Source organism: Mesorhizobium sp. M0437 (genome assembly GCF_040321335.1).
Classification (GTDB): Bacteria; Pseudomonadota; Alphaproteobacteria; order Rhizobiales; family Rhizobiaceae; genus Mesorhizobium.
On the sequence record NZ_JAMYRK010000034.1, the window covers coordinates 23,249 to 41,085 of the forward strand.

Consider the following 17,837-nt stretch of genomic DNA (forward strand, 5'->3'; position numbering starts at 1 on the left):
TGGTTCCTCCCGTTGATGATCTAGATGCGGTTGTTATTGCTGAAGCGGTCGATCAGAACCGCGAGCAGGATTGCAGCGCCGGTGACCGAGCCTTGCCAGAAGCTGTTCACGCCAATGAGGTTCACGCCGTTCTGGATACAGGTGATCATCAGCGCGCCCATCACGGCGCCGATCGCGCTCCCGGTTCCGCCAAAGAGGCTGGCCCCGCCAATGACGACGGCGGCGATTGCCTGCAGCATCAGGCTGGCGCCGGCAGTGGCTTCGGCGTTGAGGATGTAGCTTACCGTCAACAGCCCGGCGAAAGAGGCGAGCAGGCCCGAAGCGACATAGGCCGCGAACTTAATGCGCAGAACCGGAATGCCGAGCAGCCGGGCGGCAATTGCCGATGAGCCGACGGCGTAGAACCAGCGTCCAAGGACGACCTTGCGCAAGGCGTATTCCAGCAGGACCATCAGGATGATGCAGAACAGAAGATGGTTCGGGATGCCTGGGATGATCTCGCCCGAATTCAGGAGCCAGAAATCCGGGGCGCCGATCGGCATCGAACGCCCATTGGTGACGATGAAGGCAAGGCTGCCCGCCACCGCGTAGGTGATGAGCGTGACGACGAAAGGCGCGAGCCCGACGACCGTGACCAGAAGGCCATTGATCGAGCCGAACACAAGGCCGACCGCCAGGCCGGCAGCACTCGCGGTCAGTCCGTCACCGCCATTGGCCATCGCCAACGCGGTCACCATTCCGGTCAGGGAAAAGACTGAACCGACCGAAAGATCGATTCCGCCGGTAATGACGACCAGCAAAACACCGAGCGACATGATTATGAGAGGCGCGGCGGCCTGGATGATGTTTTGCACATTGCCCATGCTGAGTGCTGCGGGCACCAACATGCCGACGGCCAGCAGCAGGACGACGATCGCAGCGGCAATCGCGGCTTCCGTGCGGTAGGACAAAAGAACTACTGGGACGCGCGACGTGGTGGTCCGGAGTTTTTTCGTCGTGGTGGTGCCGTCGGTTGCGTCGGTCATGCCGCCATCCCCGTCAGTTCGGCGAGCCCCTCCTCGGTGAAGTGCTCTTCAGGCAGAAAGCCCTTTGGCCGCCCATCGGTGTCAAAGGCGAAAATGGCGTCGCAAAGCTCGAGCAGTTCGACGTTCTCGGTCGACCACCAGATGATGATCGCGCCAGCGTCGGCCATCTCCCGGATCAAACCGTAAATGTCATGCTTGGTGCCGATGTCGACGCCACGCGTCGGCTCTTCCAGCACCACCATCCGGAGCGGCAGCCCAAGCCACCGTGCGACGAGAAGCTTCTGCTGGTTGCCGCCGGACAACGAGGCCGGCAGGTCCCAGATCGAGCTGGCTTTCAACTTCAGCGCCGAAACGAGATCACGACATTCCTGCCGCTCGGCTGCGGCTACGATCCGCCGCCTCTCGCGAACCCTGCGTGCTGCAAGCACGTTATCGACGATGGGCAGCTGCGAAAGGATCCCTTTGGTTGCGCGGTCGCCCGAAACAAAGCCGATACCGGCCCGCGCCGCTGCCACTGGGGACGAGAAACGGTCCCCAAAGCCCCCGCCCGAAAGGCGCCAGCCAGCCCCCGGTCCGGCGCCCACCAGGGGAGCAATGAGGCCGGTCGGGCCCGCCGGTGCGCCGGCCAGTCCCAGGATGGTGCCGGACGAAATTGCGATCCTGACGTTGTTTGGGCCCAGCAGCTCGATCGGTGGGCTCTGGGGGAGGCCCCTTTGCGGTTTGCGGTGGGTTGCTGGACGCTGCGCGTGTTGGCCCATCTGCTGGATGATGTCCGCGTCGCTGAGCGAGGCCAGGGGCGTGGCATTCGCGATCGTGACGCCATCGCGCAAGATCGTGCAGACATCGCAGAGCGCGCGGATTTCGCGCATACGGTGAGAAACAAAGACGATACCGATGCCTTCTTCTCGCACCAGCCGCTTTAGCACCGAGAAGAGTTTGACCGTCTCGGCGGCTGTCAGGTTCGCGGTAGGCTCATCGAGAAGCAGCACTTCCGCTCCAGTCGAAAGTGCGCGGGCGATCTCGACGATCTGGCCTTCGTGGAGGGACAATTTGCGTGCCGGCCGATCGATGATCTCTTCGCCGATCGCGGGGTCGATCAGGCGGAGCGCACCAAGCGCGATTTCCCGCATGCAGCGACGGCTGATCTGCGACCAGCCCGCCTTTGCATGGACGATGCCGATGTTTTCCGCGACCGACAGCTCGGGCAATAGCGCCAGCTCCTGATGCACCACCGCGATGATCGGCCTGGTGTGGCCGGCCTTCGACGAGGCGAAGCTAATATCGCCGGCATCGCGTGAGATCAGCCCGGTGATGATGCGGATCAGGGTGCTTTTGCCGGCGCCGTTGCCGCCCAGGAGCGCGTGGATTTCGCCAGGCCGGACCTGAAAACTCACGCCCCGAAGGACCCGTGTTGCGCCGTAGTTCTTCTTAACATTGGAAGCCTCGATCAGGGGCTTCATGGTCGATGCCTGTCCAACTGCCGGCACTACCCAAGCTTTGGGCTGCACCCGGTTCCATTCTGTATCTCCTCCCGAGACCATAGGATGATGCGACCGATTGACATTAGGCTCAATTCTCGTTTCTTAATATTCTGTGTAGCTGAGCTTAACTGACGAGGACGATGTCAGACATCAAGTTCAATTCGATGACGCATTTCGAGGCAGTCGCGCGGCTCGGCGGCGTGGCAAAGGCCGCTCAGGAATTGCAGGTGACACCTTCGGCGGTTAGCCAGCAGCTGCGGCTGCTCGAACACCAACTCGGGGTGCGGCTTTTTCAGCGCGAAAAGCGCCATCTCTCGCTCACGATCGACGGTGAGCGGCTCTTCCAGACCACGACCCAGGCTTTCGAATCCATACGCGAGGTGCGTAATGCCATTGTGCGGCAGCGCGAAAGCTTCCAGCTTAGCCTGCGCGTCAGTCCTTCCTTCGGCGAGAAATGGCTGGCGCCGCGGTTGGCCGAGTTCAGCAAGGGCTATCCGAGCTGGAATTTGCGCGTCGACGCCACGCCCAATTTCTCGGATTTCGAAACGGAGGTCATCGATCTCGATCTTCGTTATGGCGACGGCGGCTGGGCCGGCCTTTATTCGGATTGCGTCGTCAACGATCTGATCCTGCCGATGTGCTCGCCTTCCTATCTTGCCGAACTGCGCGCGATCTCACCGGATCCGCGCGAGCAGCTTCGCCATGCGCGGTTGATCGACAGTGTGAAGGCCTATTTCCGGTGGGATTATTGGCTGCCGTGCAACGGTATCCAGGGCGCCCGCATGACGTATCCCTATCGTTTCGACCGTTCGTCAATGTCGGTTCAACTGGCGAAGGACGGTGCAGGTGTGGTCCTGGAAAGCACATCCATCGCATTCGAGGACCTGGTGTCGGGTTCTCTGGTTCCGGTCTCGATAGAGTTCGAGGTCATCGAGTTTCCGGGATACTGGCTGGTCTGTCCTTCGCGGCATATGAACCGGCGCGCGGTTCGCCTGTTTTCGGACTGGGTGTCACGCGTGGGTAAGCGCGACACCGATCTGGCTCGCCGGTTTCTGGCGGATAAGCAACTGCGCATATCGTTCGAACGACGGCCTCATTTCGGGGCACGGGATGACAAAGCGGCGCCAATGGCGTGAACAGTTCGGCGTTCAAGACATGGCAAGACGAAGATTGACAGCACGTTGCGGTTGAGGAGCTGGCAAAACCCAGGCTGTGTGCAAGCGAATGGGTTGGCCCCGCTTTTCCAGCGACCTTCCTCTTTTCCAACCCGACAACGACTGACTTACCTGTTTTCTGACGCAGCCGGAGACGGAGGCACTCAGTTCATACAGCCGTAAATTACCGGCGTCATCGTCCGTGCAACGCTACAGGGAATGCTCGACAGCATTGTAATGCCATTCCGCCGACGCGGCCATGGCTTCAATGAACGCGAGTTTGACGGTAGCGACTAAGCAACCGAACCGTGGCGCCAATGACCTTCTGAGCTTCCTCCCATTTCGGAAGATCTCGTTCCCCAACACGCGTGGCGATCGCGGCCAGTATCCAACCTACGCAGCTGATGTCTTCGGCAGCCTTCAGTTTCTCATGCTGCAGGATGCAAGCTTCAATGCCCGGTCGGGGCGGAGACCCGGGCGTAGTACGCTCAGCGATTAGCTGCAGACCGGCGTCGTAGGCGGCGCAAATTTTAATTCTATCGCCCCTTTCCGATTTCATCACCACATTCGCCCAAAGGGCCAACTCAGTTAAAAGATCGGTTACTTCATCTCTCATTAAAAACTGCCGCTGTTTTCTTCATGAAACGAAATTCCACGATCCAGATAGCGCGTGGCCCGGACAATGAGCGAGGTATTTTCGGGGTTTGTTGTTATCGAGCGAACCACTCCTTCTAAGCTTGCCGAGAATGTTAGTCAAAACGCTCAGTTTGCTCGGCAGGATCGCCGTCTAGACACAGCGGGCAAACATACGCATGCGGTTTCGTCACCACCAAGACCACCGATGGCTTGTGGCAGCGATCACAGGCAAAATCCCGGTGTGCAGTAGGCCAAACGTCATTTTCTATCTTTAGAGCACGGAGCCCCATCGTTTGGCAGCCGTCATCTTGCTGCCAGCCGGCGGAGGGCGCTGGGCTGGCACAGTGGTCTCGGGTTTAATGCGGAGGTATGGGAAAGAGAGGCTCTCCCGGCTCACTGCGCCAGCAATGGTATCGGCACTCACAGGGGCGTCCCAGGTTGATTGGTGGCCCGTAGCGAGAAGACTCGATCGGGCGAGTTTGGTTGATTACTCGCATTCTGACCGCCGAATTCAAGAATAGTGTTGCCCTTGAGATAACTCTTCGCGCTTGAGTTGCACGTATGCAACAGCCACTACCGACCTGCGAGGAGCGGAAAATTCCGAAACCTTGTCGGCGCCGCGAGAGGCCCCTTATTTGAAATCGCGTCTTGGCTTGCGACCTGGATGCCTCGCGCGAATATGCCGGTCTGATGGTACAGGCGAAGGCGACTGGTAAAGCGATCGGCAAGGCCGAAGGTTACGTCGCCGCCACAGCCGCTGCTCGCGAGTTCTTGTTCGTGGGCACGATCGGCATCGGGCGGGCCAGACCAAGATCGGCATGGCCAATCTCGCCTACAATCTCACCCGCCCGTATGGCACCAGGGGCGAACTGCGCCCGCATGACGACGAAGGCGGCGCAAACCGCCACCGCGATGCCAAAATCGGCAATCTCAACAACCAACTCCGAAGCGATCGCCGTCATCAGTCCACGCAGAAATCAGCGCGGCCCTACCGGTCCGCGAAACGCCGGTAGTACGAGGTGCCCAGGTGGCTGGAGCCATTCCTATGAAGGCAAAGCCTGACCCTATTCGTGATATTCTGAAGCGCCTGCAGTGGTGCTGGGTCACGTTCGCTTCCCGCGCGATCTTGGCCGTCCATCAACCACGGCGCGTCCTTAGTTCCTCAATATTCACGACACTGTCGAAAATATACCCCGCGCCCCGCTCGGTGCGGATATACCGCGGGCGCGGCGCCTTGTCCTGCCCCAGCTTACGGCGAAGGCGGACGATAAGAACATCGATGCTGCGGTAGTAGACCTCCTGATCATAGACACGGGTCGCCATCAGAAGCTGCTCACGTGAAAGGACCCGACCTGGGTTCTTGAGAAAGGCCATCAGGAGGTTGAACTCGCCGGCGGTGAGCTTGACGTCAGGATCCGTTCCTCGGCGCAAGCTCCGACGCTTGGTGCTAACTCGCCAGTCATCGAAATGGTAGATGGTATTTCGGTCACGCTCCGGCCGCTGGCGCATAGCGGCGCGCACGCGGGCGTGGAACTCCGTAAGCCCGAAGGGCTTGGTGATGTAATCGCGGGCGCCGGTTTCGAGGCCAACCACCTTGTCGGCCTCATCTACGTAGTCACCGCTGACGATGATGATCGGAAGATCCCTCTTGGCAGCGAAATCTCGAACGAACTGCAAACCGTCCTCTCGGCCGTAGCTCAGGTCGACAATTGCTAGATCAATCGCTTCAGAAGCCATATTGCTGGCGGCCTGCTGGCGGTTTTCGACCGCTCTGATGTTAAACTCATGCTTAGACAAGAAGCCCATAAGCGGTTCTCTCGTCGACGCGTCCTGACCGACAATGAGGATGTTCTTCATGGTCACTTCCTGTTGACTGCAGCTTGGGCTGCCGGGGACGGTAGTCAAATTAGTGACGCTCAGCAGGTGGGACAATCTTCATCAGGCGTATTGCGGAATAGCGCAGACAAATAGGTCCTATGCGGAGTTCCTGCTGCGCAACAGTGCCCCCAAAGCCTGCTAGTTTTTGATGGATTGTCCGTCCTCTGCGACCACTCGTTCGGCAGACCGGGTTTATCCCCGCTGAGATTCGTATCGCTCCGGTCCTCTGGCACCATCACTGGAGCGCTTTTGCACCCAACTTCCTCTCCCGGCGGCTCCAATTCAGTTCAGTTTTGTTTCAATTTAAATCGCTGAAAAGTTGACATTCGTATGGATTCGTCGAGATTTATTGATCAGACGCAGAACTCGCCTTGATGTTAATTCCACCGTCTACAGGAAACTCCTGATGCCAAACCTTTTATCTAATTCCAATCTCCTTTCTAGACCCATGCTATCCTTTCTTTTGAACTTGCATGTCTTATTGTGCAGATCGCTCAGGGGGCGGAGCTTTCATGAACGGCGGGATGTCCGAGAGCAGGAGAGTGGAGATGAGTAGACTGGTCGTAGTCTCAAACAGGGTTTCGCTGCCCGACGAGCATGGTTCCCCGCCGCCAGGCGGGATGGCGATTGCGCTGAGCGCTGCGCTCCGGCGAAGGCACGGCCTATGGATGGGCTGGTCGGGGAAGGTGAAAGCCGGGGAGGACCCGTCAGGGCCGATCTCACGCCGGGAGGCCGGCGGGATCAATTATGCGCTTACCGATCTCTCGCAGACAGATTTGGACGACTATTACTACGGCTTTGCCAACCGGGTTCTTTGGCCGGTTTTCCACTGCCGAGTCGACCTCGCCGAGTATTCCGAAGCACGAATGTCCGGATATCAGCGCGTCAACCGACTGTTTGCAAAGCTGTTGCAGCCGCTCATCAGCGACGACGACGTCATATGGGTGCACGACTATCACCTGATCCCGCTTGCGAAAGAACTGCGGAACCTCGGCTGCGGCAATAAGATCGGCTTCTTCCTGCACATTCCGTGGCCGGCGGCGGACATCCTCTTCACCGTACCGCACTATGATGATTTGCTACGCGGGCTTTCGTGCTATGACCTCGTCGGCTTTCATACCGATGACGATCTTAGTAACTTCGCCGAATGCTTGCGCCGTCAGGGGTTACCGGACCCCATCACAAACGGTGTGTGCCAAGCCTATGGACGTGTGTTTCGCTGCGGCGTTTTTCCGATCGGCATCGACACGGCCGAGTTCGAACGACTGGCCGAGCAGGCGGCGCGCAGCGAGACTCTGCAGGAGCCCTCTCAGAGGATTCCCGGTTGTAAAGTCGCGATCGGCGTCGACCGCCTCGACTATTCGAAGGGCATCGAGAAGCGCATCGTCGCGTTTGACCGCTTCCTGCGGAGCAACGACCACCGCATCGGCAAGACGCAACTGCTGCAGATCACACCGAAATCCCGCACGGAAATACCGGCATATCTGGCGATGCAAAAGGACGTCGCCGAGCGGGTGGGGCGCGTTGATGGCGAACTCGGAACGATCCATTGGATGCCCGTTCACTACATCAACCGGTCCGTTGGACCCAGCGAGCTCGCCGGTCTATACCGCATGGCACGCGTCGGCCTGGTCACGCCGCTCCGCGACGGCATGAACCTTGTAGCCAAGGAATATGTCGCCGCACAGGACCCACAGAATCCAGGTGTTCTCGTGCTTTCGCGTTTTGCCGGCGCAGCCAGAGAGCTAGGCGGAGCGATCCTCGTCAATCCCTACGATCCGGAAGCGACGGCGAGGGCCATCGAAGAAGCCCTGGACATGCAGTTAGATGAGCGGATCGATCGTTGGCGTGCGATGATCGGCCGGCTCCGCGAATACAACGTCTATCGCTGGTGCGACGACTTTCTGTTAGGCCTGGATCAGCGCTGAGCTTTGCCGCGTTCCTTGGCCTAGCTTCGCCAGCATGAGGCTGACCGCGACCAAGTGAATCAGGCAGCATTTCGGCCTCGCTGAGCGATGCCGAATGTGCTGACGCTTAGCGCGAGCACACCGCTTACTAAGACAAGAGGAGAAGGCCGTGGATGAGCTCGCTTGCAGTCGCGAAACTTCAAAAAAGCGGGCGCAGCCGTTTGTCGCGGAACCTCGCGCCACACGGCAGCGGCAAATGCTGGCGTCGATTGACCTGAACTTGCTGTTTGCTCTCGAAGCGCTGCTGGAACACCGCAACGTCACGCATGCGGCTCGACACGTGGGCTTGAGCCAGCCCTCGATGAGCCGAGCGTTGAGGAGGCTGCGTGGCATTTTCAACGACGATCTTTTGGTTCGCGGCTCCATGGGCCTGGTTCCGACCCCGCAGGCCCAACGCTTGAGCCGAATGCTGCCGCCGGTGCTGGATGCGATCCGCGGGATAGTGAACGGCAGTCTTGCCCAAGCCAATTGGCGATCGAAGGCGATAATGGCGATGCCCGATCATCAAGGACTGGTCCTGCTGCCGCGGCTCCTGCCCCGGCTGCGCCAGCACGCGCCTCATCTGGACGTCGTCATCGATCCGCTTCTCTCCGGCGCGATGCGGCGGCTTGAGCTAGGCGAGATCGATTTGGCTATAGGGCAGATTAGCGCCTCGCCGCCCGGATACTTGAGGCGCAGCCTCTACTCCGACCGGTTTGCCTGCCTGCTGCGCCACGACCATCCAGCCCTGGCGCGGGAATGGACAATCGAGAGCTTCGCGGCCTTGCGCCACGCAGCCATTGCCTTGGACTCCAAAGACGGCTTCGGCCGGGTGCATGACGAACTGGTCAAGTTAGATCTCCAGGGTCGCGATCCGGTGTTGGTTTCCAACATCTTGACGGCCGCGTTGGCGATCGCGGCGACCGATCTGCTGTTGATTATACCACGCCGCGTCGCGACCAGGATCGCCGCCTTGCTGCCGCTAGCGATCATGGATCCGCCTGTGCAATTGACACCCTATGAAGTCGCGCTGATTTGGCACGAGCGTTCCCATCGCGACCCGGAGCATCGTTGGCTGCGCCACGAGATCGCCGTCGCCGCGGCGGCGGGAACAGAGCAAAATATCCCAACTGGGAAGGCAAGTGACTGATGAGTCGCCTAGGCAAGAAACGTGATCCGAATCCGGGGCTATCGTCAGGATATGACGGAAAAGGTTTATTGCCCTGCTCGCCCGTTGGGAGGGGAAGCTGGCTCTGCTGTGCCAGCGCATTGAAACCGTGCCGGTTTCGACAATTTGAAGCGAGGCAACAGGGCCAGACGAGAAGGTATCATACGCCCAGCCATCTATATACAGGCCAAAAACCGCCTCTCGTCGACCGCCATTCGGCCGCGCCAAGCCTTCCACAGGCCAGCTTCCCATGGTGTCTGTGAGGTGCCTGCATGCTGGCAGCATATCTTGGCTCGGACCCCGAAGCATGCAAGTCCTTGGCACTAATCGCGAGTTCTCTGAGGCAGATCGATATCCTTGATCACCGTTTATTGCGGGCAGGGCGCTCCGCGCAGATCGTCATCGTCGATTGTCGCGAACCGATTCACGACAAGCACGGGCGTGCGAAGCTCTCGCCCGAACCTGTCAAACTGGCTCTGGTTCTGGAAGAGAGCCTGGATCGACAAGCGGTCTTCTCCAACGGGTATTCCGATTACCTGTTGTGGCCGCTCACCGAGCAGGAAGTTCTGCGCAGACTTACCGCCTGCATCGTTCAGTTCGCGCAGCGTTCTACCCCGCCTTTCTTCTCAGCCGATCCGATCGTTCAGAATTCATGCAGTCTGCTGGCGCAGCGGGTCGATCAGCAGATCACCCGCGTCGAATTGGCGCGAATGGTAGGGACCAACAGGACAACGCTCACCACCCGTTTCGAGACATCGTTTGGCTGCGGGCCAATGACTTGGCTACGGCGCTACCGGATGACGGAGGCTGCTGACCGGTTGCGTAACGGGCATGAAAGCATCGCCAAGGTCGCCGAATCCTTCAGCTACGAGAACAGCAACAACTTCTCCACAGCCTTCAAGGCGTTTCATGGCCTCTCGCCACTGCGCTATCGCAAAATGATACGGCGCAGAGAAAAGCCTGTCTAACGCAAAGGTGGGGGCCGGAGCGAATTGGTATAAGGCGACGCGGGCACGCAAAGATCATCTCATCTCCGAGGCGTTTCCGCGCTTTGGGCACCTTAAGCTCTCGACCAACGCTCATGTCTCACAGCAGGAGGATAAAGCATGTCGAACGCATTTTCAGTGAATGTTCAAGAGTATGAACAGCGCTATTCCAAAGAACACTATGAGGCGGCGTCCGCATTTTTCTACGCCAAGCCCCTTGTTTTGGCCCAGTTAGATGCTGCGCCCCCCAGTGACGACACGATCGCCAACGCTCAAGGGACAGTGCAGTTTCACCTCATCGGCCAAAAAACCGAAGATCCGACGTACAGCGGCACCCTCAATGAGAATCAGGACAATCTACTGGCAATAGGAGGAATTACTAACGACTACATGCATACCCATTATGCGAACATCGATGCACAGAAGCTTGATATCAACACATGGGCCGATGTTGTTGGCAACATTCCAGATCTCTCTGTGGGCAGGCAAAAACTGAAGAGTTTTTCAAAAAAGGTGGCCGGGACGTCGGTCTCAGCTACTTTCCTCTCGCTGATTGCCAAGGCGATCATTACCGACGGGGCATCGTTGCTGCTGGATTTCCAGTCCTTCCTTACAGAAATGGGGAATCTCACCTTCAGTGCAAACGGCAAGGCGCAGCGATACAAGGCGCTGACATGCACCTACCAGAGCTACCTTCTCGATAATGGGGCAGGCGGATATTACGACTACGGAGCAATCGTTCTGCGGCAGATCGAGTTCAAAGAGCACTTCCTCGAGCTGAAATCCTCTTGTTCGTCGACCCACTACGTCCGCGTCGACATGGACTATGCCGAGGTCACCAATCTCGTTCAGACCCGTCGGATCCGCAAAGGCGGCCCCGATCACGAAAACTTCCAGGAGCTTGTGAATAAGAACTCCACCGACCAGTTCAAGAAGGCCAAGAACTTTTTCAACGGTGGCTCGACGCCGCAACAAGACATCAAGCCGCAGGTCTGATCGTCAGGCCTTTGATCGCGAAAGCAGCGCACCCAACCAATAGCGTGGATTTGGACGAACGTCACCCGCATCATGGATGCGATAGAGCGGTCCGGTAAGCCCTTGCGAACTACCGATGCTCTGTCGCGCCCCCGGTGCCGGCGAACTCCGGTCCCGCTTCCATAGGGAAGCAGACATGAACCCATTCGCAAAAACAGCTGCCGGCCTTTTCCTGGTGATCGGCCCACAGAGCAGCCAACCGCTCGAGGCGGAGAGGATTTGCTCTGCCATGGTCCAGAAACTATTCGAAGACCAAACCCGGACTCTGGATTCTCGAGCATGGCAGAATGCCGCGCAAATGGTACCGAACCAGGTGGAAACCGCCACGACTTCAAGAACGCTAAACCGCACGATGGACGTGGCGGAATTGCCCAGTGCCTTTGCGTCAATTTGCGCGAATGCCGCCGACGGCAATGAAGCTGGCGTCGGTCTGGCAAAGGCAATCCGTAGCTATCTGAGCAAACACGGCGAACCGACGGCGTTCAATTGCCTCGTCCTAGATCAATCCGACTCCGCGGAAGTCCGTCTATCTTTAACCTGCCTTGCCGTGGTCGAAGTTGGAAGCGCTGACAGTCTCGCCATCACCTCGATATTGCTCTCCGCATCGCTGAACCTGTCAAACGAGCAAACGCAATCCACTATCGCGCAGGTTTTCGGCCGTTTCAGCTCGCCGAGCGACTCACCGTACTACCTGCGCTTGTTCTCCAGCCGGCGGTCCCATAGTCAGAGACGTAGCGACATTCTGCAATAGACCCAAGGGCAAACAGAGGAATAGCTGATTGCGTCTGCGCCGCGTTGGTGGCTGCGGGAAATGACATCAAAAGGCTGCGCGAAGAAATAGCGTGGGAGGGCGAGGTGACCGTATAAACTGCGCATTTTCCATATAATTTCGGCCTTCGGGGAGACGGACTATGCACGATATTATCGACGTCCCGCAGAACGTCGGCGATTTTGCTGTGTGCTTGGCAGAATCTGGCGTCAATACAGTAATCCGGTACTACAACCATCGGAATAGTACACCATTTCCCTCAAAATGTCTTACAGGGGAGGAACTCGCCGCCCTTCATGGTGCTGGAATATCGGTAGCTGTGGCCTTCGAGCAGCGGGGTGGCTCGGGCGGCAATATCAGAGACTTGCATGGTGCGGCTGGAGAGCGAGACTCCGGTCGTGCGCTTGATCTGGCCGCCGCGTTGGGACAGCCCGAAGGCTCCGGAATCTATTTTGCAGTCGATTGGGACTACCACACACCACAGCATCTTGCACGAATAGCACCCTACTTCAGGAGTGTGCGGAATGCGTTGGCTGGCCGTTATCTCGTTGGCGTTTACGGATCGGGCACGGTCGGACACCACATGAAGCGCCAGGGGCTGGTGGACCATATATGGCTCTCTGGCTCGTTGGGATGGTCCGGAACGAGACAAGCGCTCAAGCAGGGGGATTGGTCGCTTTTCCAAAAGTTTATGGAAAAGCGTTCCGAGATCGGGGGCTTCGGATACGATGGAAATGTCGTCAATCCGGCCCTTGAAAACTTTGGTCAATTTGGGCCGGCAGGTACTCTCCCCTCTCGCGACGCGAAGGAACGTCTGCGTTGTTCAAAGTTGCTGCGCGAGGAGCGCTAAATCTTCGCTCCCGGCCGGGCAAGAGCTTTCGCATGGTCGATTCCTCCCGAACGGTACAAGGCACGCCCACGCCTTGTCAGGCTGCACCGGAAGCTTCTCCCGCTGCATCTTCGTCATCGATATCCCGGCATCGTTCATCCCTTCACAAACCGCTTGCCTTACGGCGCCATAGTGAAAGAGGATTATGAAAGGCTCCGAACCTGTATTCTCGTGGACACCCTCGGCCTTCCATAAACGACCGTTTGCGAAAGGAAGCTCCATGCTGATCGGCTATGCCCGGGTGAGCAAAGGCGACGAGCAGTCCAACAAGGCGCAGATCAAGGCGCTCACCGATGCCGGTAGCGAACGGATCTTTGAAGAGGAAGCTTCCGGCGGTCGATGGGAGCGCCCCGAACTGCACCGGATGCTTGATCAATTGAGGGAAGTCGATGTCGCGTGGCACTTATACGCGAGAATGCGGCAGTTCACAGCCTGTGTTCAGCGGGCTTAGACGAGCTCAAGAGCAGAAACGATAGGAGGCCAAAGGCAGTCGGCGTCCAGTTCGTGTTCCGCGCGACCGCCTGATGTTCGAAGGGCTGAGAGACAAATATCGGCTCATCCTCGATGTCTCGACTTGGACCGAGTACTCGAGACGACGCCCCATGAGCCTTGGCATTGATATTCCGCCAGTTGAACTCTTGTTTGCCGACTTTTGTCGGTTTGGATCATCGAGGAGCTCCGCATGGGTAAGATGGTCGTGTTGAAGCCAGTCGTTTGGAACAGCAATGGCTATCTCGGCCCCATCGGCGGAACCACGTCGAGCGGTTATGCCGGAGTTCATGGCTATGGCCACGAGGAATGGAATGGTCGGTCCGATTGGGTCTGGAAGGGCTGGAAAGTTTTTCACACCCAAGGGAAAGGCCGAATGTTCAGTTATGCCGACGAGGGCAACCTCGGCATCATCATGACGACGATGAGGGACGGTCAGTTCTATGCTGTAGGTGCCGCATGCGCCATTTATCAGAATGATGAGAACGATCGAGCGGCAATTGCCAAAGAGCTGGATCTGCGTAGGAACGGCAATGCACTCTGGAAGTTACCAGGGATCAAAAGCCTCAAGAAGAACAAGGCAGCTTTCGACGCCCATTGGGAGGATGCGTACGAATGGGTCCAATGGCGTTGTCCACAATCGCACTTCGTCTGGTTCAGCCCGTCGATTTTAATCATCCCTGACGACATCATACCCTCGAAACCTCCGTCGCCGCCTCGGCAGGCAATTATCAAGATGCATGGGAGCTACCAAGCGGTGAGGCCTGATCAAGCCTTGGCCATTATCGCCGAAAGGCTGCCATCTTCGCATCCAATCTTAGCGTGGCTATCGACGGATGATTTCGACGACGTGCGGGACCGGAGCGTCCGCAATGCGCCTCCACCGAGGGGCAAAGGGAGGAAAAGCGCTGGAACGGCCACCGATCCATACACCCGCTACCTCCAGGAAAATGAATTCCAAATTACGCCCAAGCATCATCACCTGCAGTCGGCTTTCGAGGCGTTTCTCAAAGCGTCCAACGCCACGCAAGTTGTACCCAACATGGAATGGGTCGATGTCCGCTATCACGACGCGCAATTCGGACCGGTGCTGGCAGAGATCAAGCCGACCGACCCGCTGACGATCCGTTTCGCGATACGGGCCGCAATTGGCCAACTGCTCGACTACCATCAGAAGCAAGAGGGCAATCCGCGACTCCTCGTTGTGACCGACTGCAGGCCATCGAATCCGGACGATCTCGCCTTAGCAACGGACAACGGCTTCGGCCTGGCATGGCGAGACGGGAAGAAATTCGAATTCCGATGGCCATCGCACCAAAATAGGCGCGACAAAAGGGGGTCATTGATCAATCGGTAACCGATCTTAGTAAAACTTAACTCCCAAGGTCTGGGCGACCTGCCCTAATCTAGCCGGCGGAGGCCATACTGACGAGGAGACGACAGCCGATCGCAAGGAGCGTCGGGACAAGGCGAAGCCCGGCGGCGCCAAGCCGGGACATAAGGGGTCACAGCCGCCCTGAGCGAGGATTTCGATCGCCCTGGCTGCCGGGCCAGTCTGTCGAGCGATCTTGCTGCCGAATCCGTCAGCGAACACTATAGGATCGAGCTTCCCGCGATCAGGCCTTCGATTGAACGCCATCGGCGCCTGGCGAACGCCGCAAGGTGCTCATCGGCGGGCCCGGCAGGGCGCAGCATGCCTTGCTCTGGCTGACCGAAGGCGGCCAGCCCGTGCCCTCGGCAACTTGGGAAGCCGCCTTTCGCCGGGCCTGCGCCCGCTGCCGCCGCTTCGGCATTGATCTCGACGTGACGCCGCACACGCTGCGGCACGTCTTCGCCGTCAACATGCTTTCCATGTTGACACGCGAGCAGATCGGGACCGTGTTCGATCCGCAGGATCGGCATGGCGCGGCCTATCGGCGGATTCTCGGCGATCCTCTGCAGAAGCTCCAGCACCTCCTGGGGCACGTAGTGTCACCAGCACCTACATTTATCTCGACAGCCTCGCCGAGGCGCAGGAACTGGTCGAGGCGGCCGCAGATCGCTGGGCCGAAGATACGGCCGGTGATGTGGAATGACCACTGCGGTAGCTATGTCGGTGCGGCGGCCGGGCCGCCGTGCGCTCTTCCCCGAGGCGTTAGCTGATCCCGAGGGCGAGGCCGCCGCTGCGATCGCGTCGCTGCGCTTCACGGTTATCCTCGCGGACCGCAGCATGACGATCGACCTGACGATGCTCGCCGGCCGCAAGGCATTGGCCCGGACGCTGGCGGGGGCGCTCTGGCGCGCCTGCCAGGTCGGAGGTCCGGCCGGCTCGGTTTTCGACGGCCTACGCCTATTCCAATGCGCTCAAGATGTTCTGGCGCTATCTCGATTCCGACAGTCCGCGAGTTGCACGCCTTGCGGACGTGAGTGCTGCCTGCATGGATCGCTCCGCCGTCGGCCATAGCGTCGTGGTCGCGGCCAATCATTATGCCGACATCCCCGCACTTCGCCATCTGCACGAAGCGACCATCGCCGACGCCATGAGCGATGCACTCGACGCCCCCGTGCGTCCTGTCGTCGGACGAGGAAGCTGCCGTCCGCGCCGATCCGGCGGCCATCGGTCTGCCAGTCTCGGGAGCGGCTGCCGTTCAGGCCCTGTTGAGCGGCGAGCAGGACGTCTGGCTCGCTAGTTGCGGTGGCTTCTACAGGAGTCCGTTCGGCGCCGAGGGAGAGGCCTGTCCATCGCCGTTCTGGGGCTGTCTCGCATGCAACAACGCGGTGATCACCGCCCGCAAGCTGCCTGCGCTTTTGGCCTTCCTCACCTTCATCCGGGCGCAGAGACAGACACTCAGCGAAGCCGACTGGGCGACCAAGTTCGGCCGCGTTCATGGCCGGATCGCCGGTCAGATCCTGCCCCGGTTCAGTGATGCCGAGATCGAGCGGGCTCGTCAGGTCGCCGCTTCGGGCGCTGCGCTCATCTACCTGGGAGCCCCGTGATGCCAGGGTTCGCGAAGCGCTCGCCGCAGCCGTTGCTGCCGTCGGCCATCTATGGAGACGACGAGCCTGTGCTCGCCGGCATCGCGATCAGAGACGATGCCGACCGCACGCCGCTTCCCCGCTTCGGCGACGATCACTGGGATCTGGGCGCCGCCATTTTCCGGGTGAACGCGCGCTATTCCAATTACCGGCTCAACTTCACCCGCATCACCGATCCGGTGACGCGGCGGCTGGCGAAGGAGTATGTGATCGCCCGGCTGCGCATCCATGTGCCGGGATATCGGGCGCCCTGCGGCGCGACCTCGGCGATCCGTTTGCTGCACTATGTCCAGCATTTTGCGGCGTTTCTCATTGCACGGATCGGCGCGGTCGATCTGAGCCGGATACATCAGGCGTTGCTCAACGCCTATCTCATCCATGCCCGTGACAGCGGGCGACGAACGCCCCATGAGACGGTGAAGTATGTCGAGGTGCCGATTGACCTGCATCACCTGTCGCCATGGCTGACCGGCGGCGGGATCGGTTTTCTTCCCTGGCGTGGGCGCGCGGCTCACCGCGTTGCCGGACGTCCGCCGGCGCCCGCCGAGAACGCCACGCCGCGCATTCCCGAGCCGATCATCGGCGCCATGCTGCGTTGGGCGCACAAGTATGTCGAGGTCTATGCACCCGATATCCTCGTCGCGCGGACGGAGTTGGATGCTCTCGAAGCCCGCTGCGCCCGGTTGATCGCGCGGGACACACGGACCGGACGGGCCGTCGCCAAGACCTATCGCGCCCGCGTGGCGAAGTGGCTCGACGCGCGCCGGGCCGCCGGCCGGGGCGTGCCGATCTGGGAGCGCGCGCCCAACGCCGCCCGCCGGATTGATCCGCTGACCGGCCAGGTGATCCCGCCCTACAATCTCCACCTGATGCGCCTGCATGCTGGCGCGCCAGAGAGCGGTCGCGTCAGCCAGTCCGATCGGACTGCACAGCTGATCGATGAAGCGGCTGCCGAACTCGGGATCGAGGTTGGCGGCGTCGACACGCCAATCTCGAGCGATCCCGACACCGGCTTGCTATGGCGCGAGCGCTTCGACGGGCTGAGCCTCGCCCGCGAGGAGCGCATGCTGCAAGGTGTTTGCTATGTGGTCTGTGCCTATCTCACCGGCATGCGCGACAGCGAGGTGCAGGCCATGCAGCCGGTTGCGTGTCGGCGGTGCGCAGCGCTGACGGCCTGGTCGAGCGCTACCGGGTGCGCAGCACCGTCTACAAACGTCATGGCGCGCGCGGCGTCACGGCCGACTGGATCACGATCGAACCCGTCGCCCGGGCCGTCGCGGTAATGGAGGTTCTCTCGGCCCGCAATCGCAAGGAGAAGGGGCTCTCATCCCTATGGGTGACCCTGAAGGACTGGCCCTGGAGCGCC

Annotated in this window: 17 protein-coding genes; 12 read left to right on the top strand and 5 right to left on the bottom strand. The window is 59.6% G+C overall.

Annotated features, from left to right (window positions below; translation table 11 throughout):
• Window positions 1-20: 20 nt before the first annotated feature.
• Complete coding sequence (locus tag NKI72_RS20830) at window positions 21-1,025, bottom strand: ABC transporter permease (RefSeq protein ID WP_352850709.1); 1,005 nt, start codon at window positions 1,023-1,025, stop codon at window positions 21-23.
• Window positions 1,022-2,485: an ATP-binding cassette domain-containing protein gene (locus tag NKI72_RS20835; protein ID WP_352786285.1), complete on the bottom strand. Its 1,464-nt coding sequence runs from the start codon at window positions 2,483-2,485 to the stop codon at window positions 1,022-1,024. Before NKI72_RS20835 ends, NKI72_RS20830 begins: the two co-directional genes overlap by 4 nt.
• Before the next feature lie 161 nt (window positions 2,486-2,646).
• On the opposite strand from NKI72_RS20835, the gene NKI72_RS20840 reads away from it, so the two are divergent.
• Window positions 2,647-3,642 (top strand): LysR substrate-binding domain-containing protein, encoded by a 996-nt coding sequence (locus NKI72_RS20840; RefSeq protein WP_023722450.1) that lies wholly within the window; start codon window positions 2,647-2,649, stop codon window positions 3,640-3,642.
• Between the two features lie 1,391 nt (window positions 3,643-5,033).
• Here the strand turns inward: NKI72_RS20840 and NKI72_RS20845 are convergent.
• Both NKI72_RS20845 and NKI72_RS20850 read right to left on the bottom strand, forming a co-directional pair.
• Entirely contained in the window at window positions 5,034-5,258 is a 225-nt protein-coding gene (locus tag NKI72_RS20845) for a hypothetical protein (protein ID WP_023722452.1), read from the bottom strand.
• Window positions 5,259-5,433: 175 nt separating this feature from the next.
• Entirely contained in the window at window positions 5,434-6,153 is a 720-nt protein-coding gene (locus tag NKI72_RS20850) for a winged helix-turn-helix domain-containing protein (protein WP_352785518.1), read from the bottom strand.
• A gap of 569 nt (window positions 6,154-6,722) precedes the next feature.
• Between NKI72_RS20850 and NKI72_RS20855 the strand changes: the two genes are divergently transcribed.
• From NKI72_RS20855 to NKI72_RS20890, 8 genes are all read left to right on the top strand, one after another.
• A complete protein-coding gene (locus NKI72_RS20855) occupies window positions 6,723-8,102 on the top strand; it encodes an alpha,alpha-trehalose-phosphate synthase (UDP-forming) (RefSeq protein WP_352706706.1) in 1,380 nt (459 codons plus the stop codon).
• A 235-nt stretch (window positions 8,103-8,337) separates the two neighbouring features.
• Complete coding sequence (locus NKI72_RS20860; protein WP_352850749.1) at window positions 8,338-9,270, top strand: LysR family transcriptional regulator; 933 nt, start codon at window positions 8,338-8,340, stop codon at window positions 9,268-9,270.
• 290 nt (window positions 9,271-9,560) lie between these two features.
• Window positions 9,561-10,256, top strand: coding sequence for a helix-turn-helix domain-containing protein (locus NKI72_RS20865; protein ID WP_352451774.1), 696 nt, complete (start codon window positions 9,561-9,563; stop codon window positions 10,254-10,256).
• Window positions 10,257-10,394: 138 nt separating this feature from the next.
• A complete protein-coding gene (locus tag NKI72_RS20870; RefSeq protein ID WP_352850711.1) occupies window positions 10,395-11,270 on the top strand; it encodes an Evf family palmitoylated virulence factor in 876 nt (291 codons plus the stop codon).
• 175 nt (window positions 11,271-11,445) lie between these two features.
• Window positions 11,446-12,060: a glutamate acetyltransferase gene (locus NKI72_RS20875; protein WP_352509611.1), complete on the top strand. Its 615-nt coding sequence runs from the start codon at window positions 11,446-11,448 to the stop codon at window positions 12,058-12,060.
• Window positions 12,061-12,220: 160 nt separating this feature from the next.
• Window positions 12,221-12,928, top strand: coding sequence for a DUF1906 domain-containing protein (locus tag NKI72_RS20880; RefSeq protein ID WP_352496686.1), 708 nt, complete (start codon window positions 12,221-12,223; stop codon window positions 12,926-12,928).
• A gap of 259 nt (window positions 12,929-13,187) precedes the next feature.
• On the top strand, window positions 13,188-13,418 hold the full coding sequence (locus tag NKI72_RS20885; RefSeq protein WP_502904052.1) for a recombinase family protein: 231 nt from the start codon (window positions 13,188-13,190) through the stop codon (window positions 13,416-13,418).
• A 231-nt stretch (window positions 13,419-13,649) separates the two neighbouring features.
• Window positions 13,650-14,813: a hypothetical protein gene (locus NKI72_RS20890; RefSeq protein ID WP_352774767.1), complete on the top strand. Its 1,164-nt coding sequence runs from the start codon at window positions 13,650-13,652 to the stop codon at window positions 14,811-14,813.
• Between the two features lie 236 nt (window positions 14,814-15,049).
• On the opposite strand, the gene NKI72_RS20895 is transcribed toward NKI72_RS20890, so the two are convergent.
• The gene (locus NKI72_RS20895; protein ID WP_352850713.1) at window positions 15,050-15,421 is read right to left on the bottom strand and encodes a hypothetical protein; all 372 of its coding nucleotides are present in this window, start codon (window positions 15,419-15,421) and stop codon (window positions 15,050-15,052) included.
• Window positions 15,422-15,527: 106 nt separating this feature from the next.
• Between NKI72_RS20895 and NKI72_RS20900 the strand changes: the two genes are divergently transcribed.
• From NKI72_RS20900 to NKI72_RS20910, 3 genes are all read left to right on the top strand, one after another.
• Entirely contained in the window at window positions 15,528-15,899 is a 372-nt protein-coding gene (locus NKI72_RS20900; RefSeq protein WP_352850715.1) for a hypothetical protein, read from the top strand.
• Window positions 15,900-15,982: 83 nt separating this feature from the next.
• Window positions 15,983-16,432, top strand: coding sequence for a hypothetical protein (locus tag NKI72_RS20905; RefSeq protein ID WP_352850718.1), 450 nt, complete (start codon window positions 15,983-15,985; stop codon window positions 16,430-16,432).
• On the top strand, window positions 16,432-17,754 hold the full coding sequence (locus NKI72_RS20910) for a hypothetical protein (RefSeq protein ID WP_352509601.1): 1,323 nt from the start codon (window positions 16,432-16,434) through the stop codon (window positions 17,752-17,754). The genes NKI72_RS20905 and NKI72_RS20910 overlap by 1 nt, the downstream gene beginning before the upstream one ends.
• Window positions 17,755-17,837: the final 83 nt, after the last annotated feature.